This window comes from Veillonella sp. ZSJB6 (genome assembly GCF_051549505.1).
GTDB lineage: Bacteria > Bacillota > Negativicutes > Veillonellales > Veillonellaceae > Veillonella.
Map to the genome: position 1 here is coordinate 46,619 of NZ_JBPUGE010000003.1, position 15,596 is coordinate 62,214.

The 15,596-nt window shown below is 39.6% G+C and carries 14 protein-coding genes, 1 pseudogene and 1 other annotated feature; all 15 genes and pseudogenes read left to right on the top strand.

Going from position 1 to position 15,596, the window contains the following annotated elements:
* Positions 1–37 precede the first annotated feature (37 nt).
* Positions 38–466, top strand: coding sequence for a VOC family protein (locus ACSV5T_RS04710; RefSeq protein WP_295825152.1), 429 nt, complete (start codon positions 38–40; stop codon positions 464–466).
* Between the two features lie 138 nt (positions 467–604).
* A complete protein-coding gene (locus ACSV5T_RS04715; protein ID WP_295825153.1) occupies positions 605–1,237 on the top strand; it encodes a hypothetical protein in 633 nt (210 codons plus the stop codon).
* Between the two features lie 270 nt (positions 1,238–1,507).
* Positions 1,508–1,915, top strand: coding sequence for a hypothetical protein (locus tag ACSV5T_RS04720; RefSeq protein WP_438320402.1), 408 nt, complete (start codon positions 1,508–1,510; stop codon positions 1,913–1,915).
* 225 nt (positions 1,916–2,140) lie between these two features.
* Positions 2,141–2,344: a binding site (T-box leader), on the top strand.
* A 180-nt stretch (positions 2,345–2,524) separates the two neighbouring features.
* Positions 2,525–4,063, top strand: a complete 1,539-nt coding sequence (locus ACSV5T_RS04725; protein WP_105089572.1) for a 2-isopropylmalate synthase — start codon at positions 2,525–2,527, stop codon at positions 4,061–4,063.
* A gap of 1 nt (position 4,064) precedes the next feature.
* Positions 4,065–5,324 (top strand): 3-isopropylmalate dehydratase large subunit, encoded by a 1,260-nt coding sequence (gene leuC / locus ACSV5T_RS04730; RefSeq protein WP_438320403.1) that lies wholly within the window; start codon positions 4,065–4,067, stop codon positions 5,322–5,324.
* Position 5,325: 1 nt separating this feature from the next.
* A pseudogene (locus ACSV5T_RS04735) lies at positions 5,326–5,814 on the top strand (3-isopropylmalate dehydratase small subunit); the annotation flags it as partial.
* A gap of 27 nt (positions 5,815–5,841) precedes the next feature.
* A complete protein-coding gene (gene leuB, locus ACSV5T_RS04740) occupies positions 5,842–6,912 on the top strand; it encodes a 3-isopropylmalate dehydrogenase (RefSeq protein ID WP_105092464.1) in 1,071 nt (356 codons plus the stop codon).
* Between the two features lie 57 nt (positions 6,913–6,969).
* Positions 6,970–7,299 (top strand): DMT family transporter, encoded by a 330-nt coding sequence (locus ACSV5T_RS04745; RefSeq protein ID WP_005387443.1) that lies wholly within the window; start codon positions 6,970–6,972, stop codon positions 7,297–7,299.
* A gap of 23 nt (positions 7,300–7,322) precedes the next feature.
* A complete protein-coding gene (locus tag ACSV5T_RS04750) occupies positions 7,323–7,862 on the top strand; it encodes a hypothetical protein (RefSeq protein ID WP_105089576.1) in 540 nt (179 codons plus the stop codon).
* Between the two features lie 320 nt (positions 7,863–8,182).
* Positions 8,183–9,370, top strand: coding sequence for an MBL fold metallo-hydrolase (locus ACSV5T_RS04755; RefSeq protein ID WP_438320404.1), 1,188 nt, complete (start codon positions 8,183–8,185; stop codon positions 9,368–9,370).
* Positions 9,371–10,053: 683 nt separating this feature from the next.
* On the top strand, positions 10,054–12,015 hold the full coding sequence (locus ACSV5T_RS04760; protein WP_295805424.1) for an S-layer homology domain-containing protein: 1,962 nt from the start codon (positions 10,054–10,056) through the stop codon (positions 12,013–12,015).
* 343 nt (positions 12,016–12,358) lie between these two features.
* Positions 12,359–12,844: a GNAT family N-acetyltransferase gene (locus ACSV5T_RS04765; RefSeq protein WP_005387448.1), complete on the top strand. Its 486-nt coding sequence runs from the start codon at positions 12,359–12,361 to the stop codon at positions 12,842–12,844.
* A gap of 202 nt (positions 12,845–13,046) precedes the next feature.
* The gene (locus tag ACSV5T_RS04770) at positions 13,047–13,796 is read left to right on the top strand and encodes a DUF969 domain-containing protein (protein ID WP_039969492.1); all 750 of its coding nucleotides are present in this window, start codon (positions 13,047–13,049) and stop codon (positions 13,794–13,796) included.
* A gap of 1 nt (position 13,797) precedes the next feature.
* Complete coding sequence (locus tag ACSV5T_RS04775; protein WP_438320405.1) at positions 13,798–14,727, top strand: DUF979 domain-containing protein; 930 nt, start codon at positions 13,798–13,800, stop codon at positions 14,725–14,727.
* 137 nt (positions 14,728–14,864) lie between these two features.
* Complete coding sequence (gene pcp / locus ACSV5T_RS04780) at positions 14,865–15,518, top strand: pyroglutamyl-peptidase I (RefSeq protein ID WP_295232413.1); 654 nt, start codon at positions 14,865–14,867, stop codon at positions 15,516–15,518.
* Positions 15,519–15,596: the final 78 nt, after the last annotated feature.

Consider the following 15,596-nt stretch of genomic DNA (forward strand, 5'->3'; position numbering starts at 1 on the left):
TATCTGATTAATGTAATTGTAAACTATGGAGGTAGTAATGAATAAGATCACTTGCATATGCTTAGGCGTTAGAGACATGGAACGATCAATAAAGTTTTATAGAGATGGTTTGGGATATAAGACTGACTGTAAAGAAAATAATCCGCCAGTAATATTTTTCGATACAGCAGGGACAAAATTTGAACTATTTCCTTTGGAACAATTAGCAAAAGATATTGATGAAAGCAATCCTCCAATGGGAGATGGATTTGCAGGAATTACATTAGCTTACAATGTTGAGCATAAAGAAGATGTTGATAGTGTCATTGAATTAGTGCGAAATGCTGGGGGAAGAATTGTAAAAGAACCACAAGATATTTTTTGGGGTGGTTATCATGCATATTTTACTGATCCAGATGGATATTACTGGGAAGTTGCATGGGGGCCAAACTTTAAGTTTGATGAAAAGGGATTATTGGAATTTTAGTAGTTAATCTTGCTTAGGCGTGTCTTCGGCATCAGCTTATTATAGACTTAGAATCATGCTGTAACTAGTATTATATAGGCATTTGTTCTTTTAGTGATATAATTTACTTAATACATGTTGTTTATAGGGGAATATATCATGAAAAAGGTTATATGTGCATTGGCTGTGTTAGCTTTTATAGGTTCTATCAATGTCGCTTCCGCAGATGACTTGATGCGCTTTCGTCTCAATGGTAATTCTATTTATGACCAGCCTTATGGTGATCGAAATGAGTTTCCTTGTCCAGATGGATTTGGTAGTTGCAGTATGACTGATAAGGATTATAGAAGTATTCGGAAGGGGCAAGCTTTAGAGGTATTTGATACTGTATATGAGGCTAAGCAACATTTGAACTTTAAGCCGCAGTTGCCAGTTGGGGTAGAGGGACTCCGCCCTGTACATGTATCTATTGTGGATCATGATGTACTACAAGTCGTGTATGCCTATCATGAGCTTTTAAAAGGAAAATACTTTGACCGTGTAGATGATATGCCAAAGTATATTAAGTATCGAGTATCAACTTTATCTGGTAATATCGCAGGTGACTATAAGGATTACGTGCCTCAGAAAATAGAGGTTGTAAATGGCGTGACCGTAACCTATCGAATGGTGGATAACTCCGTATATCTAGCATCATGGGAACAAGAGGGGCAGAACCATGTATTCTTATTTAATGAGCCTATTTCTGTTAACCGGGCTAGGGAAATTATTAAGAGTGTAGGTATAAATTGAGTTATTTATTGTACTATTTCTTTAATTATGATTAGCTTATAATATACATATAAAGAGAGCCCATTAACGTGATTAGGGCGTTAGGCTGATCTAAAACTGAACAAAATTATGATGGCGCCTAACGTGTTAGAGGGCTGCACTCCTCTATACGTTAGGTGTTTATCGTTGTACTATTTAATTAGTGCAATGATAGTGACTACTGCTAAGAGAACTATGATGATTACATAGGTAACCTTTGTTGTGTTTGATATTAAAAATAATGGAGCTCTTATGAACGCAGAAAAGTACAAAGTTTCCAAGTTGCCATATATAGAAAATGCTAGCAACAAGATAATGGAAAAGTACAAAATAAAAGCACAATATGAAACGGAACCACCTCATGGAGATGCCATATACTCCATTACTATAAAGGGACAGACATTGCCATTTTGGATTTATGGTAGGAATGTTACTTTCATAGGGACTAGTATGGTTATGGTCGAGTCTGTAAGATGTAAAACCTGGGATCCCATAGAAACTATGATTATTGATTTAGAGAATGAAGTATATGCTAGTTTAAAGGACTGGTATACAGATATTTCATTTATTAATAATCGAATAGAGTTAACTAATCAAGTGGTAAAAATGGATAAACGAATTCTCAATGATTTTGAGAATTTAGAGTGGATAAGCTTTTAAGATTGATTGCATAGAGGGCGCATTGACTATACTATCGTGAAGTGTTATTTTATATGACAAGGGATGTCAATATGTGACATAGTCTCATATGAACGAAAAATAGCAGGGCGGCCACCCTGCTATTTTTATTGTGCTAGTTAGTAAGAAGAATGCTAGATGCATAATATTCATTTTATTTTAATTGACATAACTCTATAGAATACAGTACAATACCTTTATATCTAAATACGAGCTATGAATGGGTATAAAGGTTTACAAATCCTGCTTTCAGAGAGTTGCCGGTTGGTGCGAGGCAATAGAGGTTGTACGCTGACACTCTCCCGTGAGCTTTGGTGGCGAATGCAGCAGTAGTCATCGACGGTGGTTCCGTTATACCCGCAATGAGTCCCAATTAGGGTGGTACCGTGTTATGAATATAACGCCCCTTTGAGCAACGACAGTTGTTCTGAGGGGCTTTTTTTATTGTAAAAGTCTAGTAAAATTACTGATTTAATGTATCTACGTTGGATTCAGTCGAAATAGCGTTGAAATCGGCGATTTTACTAAACTTTCACAATAGATAGATATAATACAGTGTTATGTTTTATTAGTATAGAAAAGGTGAAGATTATGGATCAAAATCGCGTATATTTCTTCGATACAACCCTTCGTGATGGGGAACAAACACCAGGTGTGTCTTTACAAACTCCTGAAAAAATTGAAATTGCGAAAGGCCTAGTACGCCTCGGCATCGACGTAATCGAGGCTGGCTTCCCAGCAGCATCCCCTGGGGATTTTGAAGCAGTACAAACGATTGCACGCGAAGTGAAAGGTGCAACAATTTGTGCGTTGGCACGTGCTAATGAAAAGGACGTACAAAAAGCGATTGATGCGTTGAAAGATGCGGAACGCAGCCGTTTACATGTGTTCATTGCTATTTCCGAACTTCATATGGAATATAAATTAAAAATGACTCGCCAAGAGGTTTTGGATAAGGTTAAATCTGTATTGGCGTATGCAAAAGGTAAAGTTGATGAAATCGAGTTTTCCGGTGAAGATGCAGCACGCTCTGATTTAGATTTTGCATGCCAAGTATTTGGAGTTGCCATTGCTGGTGGTGCAACGATTATTAACGTACCAGATACAGTGGGTTACATGAACCCTAATGAGTTTGGTGACAAAATCCGTTACATCAAAGAACATACACCAGGCATTGAAAATGCCATCATCTCCGTTCACTGTCATGATGACTTAGGTCTTGCTAATGCAAATACGCTAGCTGCTATTAAAGCAGGTGCACGCCAAGTAGAAGGCACAATTAATGGTCTAGGCGAACGTGCTGGTAACGTAGCGATTGAAGAAGTTGTAATGGCTCTAAAAACACGCCATGATTACTTCGGCGATCTACAAGTGAACATTGATACAAAACAATTTACAAAAGTTTCTAAACTCGTAAGCCGTTTGACAGGTGTCGTAGTACCTCCAAATAAACCAATCGTAGGTTCCAACGCCTTTGCTCATGAGTCTGGTATTCACCAACATGGTATGATGAGCAACCCTGAAACATACGAAATCATGACTCCTGAGTCCGTAGGGGCTGAAAAAACAGACCTCGTATTGGGCAAACACTCTGGCCGTCATGCCTTTGCGGATCATTTGGCAAAACTTGGTTTCCAATCTTTCACAGAAGAGAAAATCAACGACCTCTTTGCTAAATTCAAAGAATTGGCAGACCGCAAAAAACAAGTATACGATGATGACATCATCGCTCTTGTAGTAGACAACTTACATCATAAAAAAGCATTCGAGCTTGTGGCTCAATATTACAAATTGGGTGAAAAAGGCTACGCTTATGCAGACGTTCGTCTCATGACTCCAGAAGGTGAAAAAGCCGATGCTGCCGTTGGTGACGGTCCAGTAGACGCATCCCTTAAAGCGGTTGAACGTGTGGTTGGTTTGCCAATTAGTTTGAAAGATTACCAAATCCGCGCGATTACAGCAGGTAAAGATGCCCTTGGGGAAGCAACCCTTAAGGTAGAATATAACGGTCGTTTGTACCATGGTCGTGGTATCAGCACCGATATCGTTAAATCAAGTGTAAATGCATATATTAATGCAGTAAACTCAGTATTCCTAGCTATGGAGCTAGAACAAGAGGAGGAAAAATAATATGGGTATGACCATTACTGAAAAGAATATGGCTCGCCACGCGGGTCTTGATGTTGTAAAACCAGGCCAAATCATCGAATGTCATTTGGACGCGGTATTGATGAACGACATCACATTCCCACCAGCCCGTAAAGAGTTCTTGAAAATCGGCAAACCTGTATTTGACCGTCATAAAATCTACTTGGTGCCTGACCATTTCACACCAAACAAAGATATTCAATCCGCTACACAAGCGAAAGTAATGCGTAATTTCGTACGCGAACATGGCATTACAAACTACTTTGAAGTCGGTAGAATGGGTATCGAGCACGTTATTTTGCCAGAAAAAGGTCTTATCGGTCCTGGCGAAATGATGATTGGCGCTGACTCCCACACTTGTACATATGGTGCGGTAAATGCATTCTCCACAGGCGTAGGCTCCACTGATGCGGGCGTTGCTATGGCAGAAGGTAAAACTTGGTTCAAAGTACCTGAAACAATTAAGGTTGAGCTTATCGGCAAACCTAATAAATGGGTAACTGGTAAAGACGTAATTCTTGATTTGATTGGTCAAATCGGCGTAGATGGCGCTCGTTACATGGCCCTTGAATTTGCTGGTGAAGGCGTACAACACATGACTATGGCTGATCGCCTTACAATCTGTAACATGGCTATCGAAGCAGGCGGTAAATGTGGCGTATTCCCTTACGATGCAGTGACTGAAGAATACATCAAAGGTCGCGTAAATCGTTCTGTAGAACCTATTAATGCTGACCCTGATGCAGTATATGCCCAAACAATTACAATTGACTTGTCCAAATTGCAACCGGTGGTAGCATTCCCTCACTTGCCATCCAATACACATTACATCAACGAAATCGATAAAGATATTAAAATTGACCAAGTTATCATCGGTTCTTGTACAAATGGCCGTTACGAAGACTTGGTGGCAGCTGCAGAGATCTTCAAAGGTCGCAAAGTAGCTCCATTTGTTCGTTGTATCGTAATCCCTGGTTCCCAAGATGTATACGATCAAGCTATGAAAGATGGCTTGTTAGACATCTTCATTCAAGCTGACTGCGCTGTGTCCACACCAACATGTGGTCCATGCCTTGGCGGTTATATGGGTATCATGGCTGAAGGGGAACGTACAGTTTCCACTACAAACCGTAACTTCCGTGGTCGTATGGGTCACGTTGATTCTGAAGTATATTTGGCAAGCCCTTACGTGGCGGCAGCAAGTGCTGTATTAGGCCGCATTGCAGGCCCTGAGGAGGTTTAAAATGGATTTTGAAAGCAAAAAAATCTGGCGCTACGGCGATGATGTAGATACAGACGTAATCATTCCAGCTCGTTACTTGGCAATTGCTGATTGGAACGAATTGGCAGAACATGCGATGGAAGATATTGATACAACTTTTGCACCTAATGTGAAAGCTGGCGAAATCATGGTAGCAGGTAAAAACTTTGGTTGTGGTTCCTCTCGTGAACACGCACCAGGCGTTATCAAAGCAAAAGGCGTGCCTGTTATCATTGCACACTCCTTTGCACGTATTTTCTTCCGTAATGCCATCAACATCGGTTTACCTGTAATTGAAATCGGTGAACAAGTTGATCGTATCGATGCAGGCGATGCTATCGGCGTAGACTTGTCTAAAGGTATCGTGTACAACTTGACTAAAAATGAACAATACCAAGGCACTGAATTGCCACAATTTATTCAAGACATTGCGGCAGCAGGCGGTCTTGTGAACTTTGCGAAAAACCGCAAGCAAGCATTTACTATATGGAGAGGTAATATGAGCGAAAAGAATATCGTATTGATTCCTGGTGATGGTATCGGTACTGAGATTATTGCTGCAGCGAAGGCTGTATGTGATGTGGCTTTTGAGAAAGCCGGTGTAAAGGTTAATTGGATTGATAAAAAAGCGGGTGGTGCGTCTATTGATGCATACGGCGTGCCTTTGACTGAGGATACTATCGAGGCTTGTAAAGCAGCTGATGCTGTATTGCTTGGTGCTGTAGGCGGTCCTAAATGGGATAATGTAGATCCTTCTATCCGTCCTGAGAAAGCAATTCTTGGTCTTCGTAAGGAGCTTGGTTTGTTCTGTAACTTGCGTCCTGTAAAAATCTATCCTTCCTTGCAAGAGTATTCCCCACTTAAAAAGGAACTCGTACAAGATGTAGATTTCGTTATCGTTCGTGAGTTGACTGGCGGTATTTACTTCGGTGAACGTGAAGAGGCACAAGGTGAAGGTGCTAACGAGTTCGCATGGGATAAAGAAACTTACAGCCGTTACGAAGTAGAGCGCATCATGGACATTGCTATGGAAACAGCTCGCAAACGTAACAAAAAGGTTGTATCTGTAGATAAAGCAAATGTATTGGCATCTTCTCGTTTGTGGCGTAAAATCGCTCAAGAGAAAGCGGCAGCTAATCCAGATATCGCAACAGATTACTTCTATGTGGATAATACAGCGATGCAACTCGTTGTAAATCCTGCACAATTCGACGTTATCGTGACAACAAACTTGTTCGGCGACATCTTGTCTGACGAAGGCGCTGTTATCTCCGGTTCCATCGGGCTTTTACCATCTGCATCCATGGGCACAGGCACAGCATTGTACGAGCCAATCCACGGTTCCGCACCAGACATCATGGGCCAAAACTTGGCGAACCCATTGGGCACAATCTTGTCCGCAGCTATGATGTGCCGTCATTCCCTTGATTTACCACAAGTGGCTGACGCTATTGAAAAAGCTGTTGAACAAGTACTCGTTGATGGTTACCGCACAGGTGACATCTACCGTGAAGGTTTGAAGCGCGTTGGTACCACAGAAATGGCACAAGCTGTTATCGAACGTCTTTAATACTAAAAAATAAGAGAGAGGGAGAAGGTCCCTCTCTTTTTTCGAGCGGGAGGGGTTATGTTACCATATGTTCTTCTAGCCTTATCTATAGGGCTAGAGTTGTTTGCAACGACCATGCTAAAAGCATCTGACGGATTTACGAGACCGTTGCAGACCATTGCGTGTGCGCTTGGGTACATAGGGTCGTTTTATACGTTAACCCATGTGTTGAAATATATTCCGCTGAGCGTTACCTATGCTACATGGTCTGGCGTGGGGCTTGTTGTGACAACTTTGATTTCTGTCTTTATCTTTCACGAAGGCATTAATATTTACACTGTGCTAGGTATTGCTTTAATCGTAGTAGGCGTAGTGATCCTTAATTTGTGGGGAAATGTAGGACACTAGATATATTAACTAAGGAGGCCTTTATGAATTCTTCGATGTATCGAAATCTAACCATTACTGCTTTGTTGATGGCATTAGCCATCATGATTCCTATTATGATGCCTCTGAAAGTTGTCATTCCACCGGCGTCGTATACGTTGGCTAGCCATGTACCTATATTCCTAGCTATGTTCTTGTCTCGCAAGATGGCCGCTTGTGTAGTCATAGGTTCTACACTTGGTTTCTTTGTAGCCGGCTTCCCGCTTGTCATTGTTATGCGCGCGGCCTCTCATATCATCTTTGCCTTGATGGGGGCTTACTATATTAAACATCATCCAGGCGTATTGACTGGGGCGTTATCCTTTGCTGCTTTCAACCTTGTATGTGCCATCATTCACGCCATCGGTGAAGTACTTGCATGCCTCTTGTTCTATACTACGACTACAATGCCGAATATCGATCTTATCTACGTCGTATTCGTTCTTGTAGGTGGCGGTACCATCATTCATAGCATGGTCGATGGATATATTGCGTTATATATCTATAAAGCCATCCCTGGATTATCTAAGAATGGAAATCAATAGTCGGACGTTATCCTAGATTATCTAAGCTAGATAATAAACAATCCACTATTAAAACTGTATATAGTCGTAACCACTCATGGGAAATCCATTGTACGCTAATGTACAGCATATGATTTCCTATGAGTGGTTTTTTATAATAATTCTCAAATCTGTACCTACAGATACAGACTTAATAATGCGATATGGGTATAATAAAGCCATAGTTAATGACCGAGTTGTGATATATGCATAGCAGTATAGATAGTTCTATACATAGATACCACATAGGCCATAAATATTGTTGATTGTGAAAGACTTTCACAAGAATTATGGAGGTTATTATGAGAAAGCATATAAAAAATAACGTATCTTGGGTTGGTAAAATTGACTGGGAATTACAAGAGTTCCACGGTTCAGATTACAGCATTAACAATGGCTCTAGCCAAAATGCGTATTTGATTGAAGAGGAAAAGACAGTCCTCATCGATACTGTGTGGAAACCTCATTCCACAGAATTTATTGATAACTTGGAATCTGAAATTGATTTAAACAAGATTGATTTCATCGTATGTAACCACGGCGAAGTCGATCACAGTGGTTCTTTGCCAGCATTGATGGAGAAAATTCCTAATACTCCGATTTACTGTACAGAAAACGCTGTTAAGTCCTTGGTTGGTCAATACCATCATCCAGAATGGAATTTTAAAACTGTGAAAACAGGGGATTCCGTAGATATCGGCAACGGTAAATCTTTGGTATTCGTTGAAATGCGCATGCTTCACTGGCCTGATTCCATGGCGACGTATATGACTGGCGACAATATCTTGTTCTCCAACGATGCCTTTGGTCAACATTTTGCGGTAGAAGAATTGTGGGCTGATAAGGCTGATCAATGCCGTCTATGGGCAGAGGCGATGAAATATTACGCTAATATTTTGAACCCATTCTCTCCATTGGTAAAAGCAAAGGTTGAAGAGATTCAAAAGCTTAACTTGCCAATCGATATCATTGCTACAAGTCATGGTGCTATTTGGCGTGAAAACCCATTGCAAATCGTAGAAAAATACTATGAATGGTCTCAAGCATACCAAGAAGACCAAATTACAGTCGTATATGACACCATGTGGGATGGTACGAAGAAATTGGCTCATAAAATTGCTGATGAAATTGCAAAACAATCTCCTGATACACGAGTTAAGATCTTTAATATCAGTAAAACCAATAAAAATGACATCATGACAGAAGTATTCAAGTCTAAAGCCATTGCTGTTGGTTCCCCAACTGTAGGGAATAGTGTATTATCTGCCGTAGCTGGATGGCTCGACTTCTTACGTGAGTTGAAGTTTAAAAACAAAAAGGCTGCTGTATTCGGTACCTACGGTTGGTCTGGTGAATCTACAAAGGTACTTCGTGAAGAATTAACTAAATATGGATTCTCTGTTGTTGAACCAGAAATCAAATGTAACTGGAACCCAGATGCAGATGATTTTGGCAAAGCAGAAGAACTTGTAAAAGCCTTATTGGCTTAATATATAAAAAGCTCCTAACGTTCATATAACGTAGGAGCTTTTTGGTTTTTATGATCTATTTGGAATTATATGAGTATTATATATAGATTAAGTCTTATTTTTGTAAGCTTATACGAATATGTGTGGCGATATGTGTATACTAATCTTAAGTATTTACGTAGATGTGTTATGCTATTAAGTATAAAAATAAAAATAGTATAAAATTCAGAAAAATGATTAAATATTCTATTCTATAAAAATTCAGAAAGTGTTCATGAAATTAATGTGAATAATGAATAACTGGAAAGTCTAAATATCTGTTTGGCTTATTAAAGTAATAATTATTTATAAGCTACACAATATATATTCTGTAGAATCCTGAAAAAGGTGTGATTTTTTTTACTCATAAGCAAAATCGATGAGTATATTAATACAACGAAGAATACCAGCAATCACGCTATTTTTTGACATTATGAAGAGTTATTAATGAACTTTATATGGGAAAAAGGCTTGTTTATATCGTAAAACTTTGATATGCTAGGCGGGTAATCAACAATATAAATTTTTCTTAAAATGAATTGAATATATTTCTTAGCTCAAAATAAGAAGTATATTTAATTAGCCCGAGGAGAGAGGCGGAATTTAGAGAGACTGAAAAATTGTATTGTGTTTGGTTAAGAATTTTAATTTAGCGAGGGTGTAAGATGAGAGAAAACAAACATTCCAAAAAATTAGCGTTTGCTGTATTGGCTGCAACAGCTGCTGTAGGTCTATCTGCAACTGCACCAGTTAATGCGGCAGAAATTCAAACAGCACAAGGTTTTATCTTTGCTGCTGGTAATGCTACAGCATCTCCTGACACTACACATAATAGTGTTGCTTATGGTACCGTTGCTGATGGTACAGCTACAAGCATTGCTGTAGGTCAAGGTAATTTAATTACAAGCGCTAATGGTTCTAGCAGTGCCTATGGTAACCAAAATACTATTAATGGTAACCAAGCTAATGCATTCGGTGATGGTAATAGCGTAACTGGTGCATTCGCACAAGCATTTGGTGATAGCAATGTAATTAGTGGTACAAATGCGATTGGTTATGGTTATAACAATACTGTAGCTGGTACAACTACAAACTACCGTGATCGTACTTTCGATAATGAACCAGATTCTGCTACACTTTTGAACGGCTCTTGGAATAGTAATTCCGTAGCAATCGGTTCTGAAAATACTGCATTAGGTAGCTCTGCATTAGCAGTCGGCAATAAGGCTCAAGCGAGTATGAGCGAATCCATTGCTATCGGTCATGAAGCTCAAGCTGACAAAACTTGGGGTATTGCAATCGGTACTCGTGCAACTGCTTCCGATGTACGTTCTTTAGCTCTTGGTCACCAAGCAAAATCTACTGGTTACAAAGCTAATGCAATCGGTGCTGATGCTACAGCAAATGGCAACCATGCTAATGCAATTGGTTCCTCTGCAACAGCAACTGGCGATCATGCACAAGCATTCGGTGCTGGTGCACAAGCAACAGGCGTACGTACTAACGTATTCGGTTCTGATGCAGCTGCAACTGCTGACTACAGTATTGCAATCGGTAACAAAGCTAATGCATCCACTGCAAACTCCATTGCATTAGGTGCTAACTCTACTACTCGTTCTGCTACTAACGTAACTAACGCAACAGTAGCTGGTCATACATATGGTGGATTCGCAGGCACTAGCCCTGTAGGCTCTGTATCCGTTGGTAAAGCTGGTGAAGAACGTCAAATCCACAACGTAGCAGCTGGTAAAATTTCCGCTGACTCCACAGATGCTGTAAACGGTAGCCAATTGTACTCCGTGGCAAATGATTTGCAAACTCAAATCAACAATTCCACACCAGGTGCAATCAACAATAACATCAATAACTTGAATAACCGTGTTGGTAATGTTGAAAAACGTGTTAATAAAGTAGGTGCAGGTTCTGCTGCATTGGCTGCATTGCATCCATTGGACTTCAACCCAGATGACAAATGGACAATCGCTGCTGGTTATGGTCACTACCACAATGCTAACTCCGCTGCATTAGGTGCTTTCTACCGTCCTAACGAAGATACAATGTTCTCCGTTGGTGGTACTGTAGGCACTGGCGAAACTCAATTGAACGCTGGCGTATCCATCCGTCTTGGTAAACGTTCCCCTGAGTCCCGCTCTCGTGTAGCTATGGGTCGTGAAATTGCTGAATTGAACGCACGTCTTCAAGATATGGAAAACAAATACAACAACTTGTTACAAATCTTGACTCCACATGCAATTGATCCTAGCAAAACTGCTGAATTCCCAGATGTTCCTCGTAATCACTGGGCTTACCAATACATTAGCCAATTGGCTGGTAATGGTATCCTTGTTGGCTACCCTGATGGCACATTCAAAGGCGACGTTAAGATGACTCGTTACGAATTCGCTACTATGTTGTACCGTGCACTTCAAAATGGTGCTCCTATCGATGACAACATGAAACGTGCTATGAACGAATTTGGTCCTGAATTACAAAATATTCGTCTTAACCACTTCCGTGTTGACCGTATTTCTGGTGCTGATAACGATCGTCATAAAACAGAACGTGTTCGCGTTAACAACGAACCTAAAACTCAACGCGACGTATACGGTTCCCGTATTAACCAATAATACGTTGATAACAACTTCCCCTCGAGCTTGTGAAAGCTCAAAAACAGGATGTATCCCAGTGATACATCCTGTTTTTTTATGCTTATATAGAATTGATATATTAACCCTGAAATATAAATAGTGAAATTAATATTTATACATCTTATGTATGTTGGATAACTTTTATAATAGAAAAATACTAGTATTACAATATGTTATTCTGTGTTTTCTTATTGGGTATAAAAACTTCATATAATATTTATGTAAAAATCTTGAAAGTAAATACATATAGGTGTATAATAACGTTCATAAGTAATAAATATACATAGTTTATGAATAAAAATATAGATATGAGGGAAAGACCATGAAAGAATTTAGACAATTAACTGTAGCAGATACAGCGGAATATCATAAGGTATTAATCGACGGCTATGCAGCGATTAAGGACTATCCGATTACATTCGATGCTATCGATTTTACAGAGGAAGAATCCAAAGAATGGATCGAGACCTATCCTGTATATGGATTGTATATTGATGGACAACTTGTAAGCTCTATTACATTCTGTATGCCGTGGGTGAAATATTCTACACCAGATAAATTTCCACACATCGCTCACTTTGTAACCGCACCAGAGTTTAAAGGAAAAGGTTATGCTCGGGAAACTCTTGGCTATGCTGAAGAATTATTGATTAACCAATTTAAAACGCCTGCTGTTACATTGGGGACTGCAAAAGAACATCCATGGTTGCCTAAAATGTATGAGTCCTTTGGCTTTAAGGCCTATGACAAAGTTCATTTTAGAGGTAAACAACATACTACAATACTTTTCAAAAAAGATTTATTATAGAAAGCAAACCTTATACACTACTTACCTTTGATTTAGAATGTCTTTATAATTCGATATAATAACAGAATCAAATGTAATTGATGTATAAGGTTTATTTGTTTATGCAAAAAATACATGTTTGGGTATATAATGTAAACATATGTAGTATGTCTATGGACTATGGGATAGGGTCATGGATGTTTTTTTGAAAGGATGTGAGACTATGTTAGTCTTATCTGGTATTTTAGTGATGGTCATCGGTCTGATGCTGCGCTTTAATGCCTTGTTAGTTGTCGTAGCCGCAGGTTTTGTAACGGGCCTTGCAGGTGGTCTCAGTATCAACGATATCGTTGGTGCCATTGGTGAGGCCTTTGTTAAAAATCGTTATATGTCATTATTTATTTTGATTTTACCTGTTATTGGTCTTATGGAACGTCACGGCTTGCGTGAACGGGCAGAAATTTTAATCGGTAAGATCAACGCAGCTACTGCTGGTCGTATCTTTATGATTTACTTATTTGTACGCCAAGTAACAGTAGCCTTTGGTATTAACATGTCTGGTATGGTTGCTATGGTTCGTCCATTGATTGCTCCTATGAGTGAAGCTGCTGTAGCACAAGGTCGTCCAGTATCTCAACGCACTCTAGATAAGGTACGTGGTATAGCTGCTTCTGCAGATAATACAGGTAACTTCTTTGGTCAAAACTTATTCCTTGCTGCTGGTGGTTTATTACTCATCAAAGGCGTTATGGAACAATTGGGCTATTCTGTTGAATTAACAGATATGGTATTGTACGGATTGCCAACTGCTGTTTGTGCATATATCGTTAACTTCATTCGCTTTATTATCTTCGATAAAACAATTCAAGCCTATGTAGCTCGTGACGAAGCAGATATGAAAGCGGGTAAATTAGTACCTAATGAATTTAATATACTTGTTACACCAGAAGAATTAGCGAAAGGGGGCAAATAATATGTTAGAACTACTCTATAAAATGCAGCCCTTAGATTATGTATATCTTCTCGTAGGGATTATTCTATTTATCTTTGCCATTCAATCATTTTTAGATAAAGAACATAAATATCGCATTGGTACAGGTCTATTTTGGTTATTGTATAGTGTATCCTTTATCTTTGGCTCTTATCTCTCCAAGGAAATCAATGGTTGGCTTGTAATTGCTATGGCGGTTATCGTGTTGGTAAAACAACTTGGCAAAGGCAATTACTTTGAATCTGCTATCGAATTTAAAAAAGGCGAAGCAGTTCGTATTGGTAATGTTATCTTTGTTCCAGCTTTGCTTGTTGGTATCATTACCTTCGTAATCGGCTTCTTTACTAAACTAGGTGCTCTTGTTGGTCTTGGTATTGCTGCAATCATTGCAATGTGTGCTGCGCTTTACATCACTAAGGGTTCACTTAACCAAGGTTTCCATGAAGGTCGTCGTCTTATCGATGCTATTGGTTGGACTGCTATCTTGTCCCAATTATTAGCGGCTCTAGGCTATCTATTTAATTTGGCTGGCGTTGGTAAAATTATCTCCAGTGCCGTTGCAAGCGTAGTACCAGCTGATAATGTATTCCTCGTTGTTGTAGCATACTGCATCGGTATGGTTATCTTCACAATGATCATGGGTAACGCCTTTGCTGCATTTGCAATGATTACAAGTGCTATTGGTATTCCAATGCTCGTCGTAGCTCATGGTGCTAACCCAGCTGCTGTCGGTGCTATCGCAATGCTTGCTGGCTATTGCGGTACTTTGATGACTCCTATGGCGGCCAACTTCAACATCGTACCGGTAGCGCTCCTTGAAATGCGCGACCAATACGGCGTTATTAAAGCACAACTTCCAATTGCATTAATTATGCTCGTATTGAACACCCTATTAATGTATTACTTTATTTAAACCTTTCGTGAAAGCACGATATTCTTATGATATTGGATACTATATACAATCTACTATGATGTAGTTTTGTGTATAATTGTCCTTATCAACATGTACTTATTGTTATAAATCGTAGAATATCGTTATGAGGTAGTGTGATGAAAACAATTTTGATTACCGGTTTTGATCCATTCGGCGGTGAACCTATTAATCCTGCTTGGGAAGCGGTAAAAACAATGGATGGTTATACCGATGGTGATTATAAGGTAGTGACTCAAATGGTTCCTACTGTGCGTTACAAATCTGTTGATACTGTGAAAGCTGCGGCTGAAGAGTGCCAACCAGATTTCATTCTATGTGTAGGTCAAGCAGGCGGTCGCCCAGATATTACAGTAGAACGCGTTGCTATTAACTGTGATGATTTCCGCATCCCAGATAATGGGGGCAACCAACCGGAAGATGAACCTGTTGTAGCCGATGGCCCTAGTGCATACTTTGCGACATTGCCTATTAAAAACATCGTTAACGCATTGCATCAAAATGGTATTCCAGCTAAGGTTTCTAATACAGCGGGTACCTTCGTATGTAATCACTTGATGTATGGTGTATGTCATTATGCAGCGCAAAAGGGCAACATCAAAGCGGGCTTCATGCATATTCCGTACTTGCCATCCCAAGTAGTGGATAAACCAAATCAACCAAGCATGGCTGTTCAAACTGTACGTGCCACATTAGAAACCATCGTTCACGTATTAGCTCATGGTGAAAGCTACAAGGCACAAGATATTAACTATACAACACCTCACGAATAAAAATCTCAGAAGTACTAGTGTTTACTTCTGGGGAGTGTGTAGTGATAGATTTAGCTTTCAATCACTATATAATGTAAG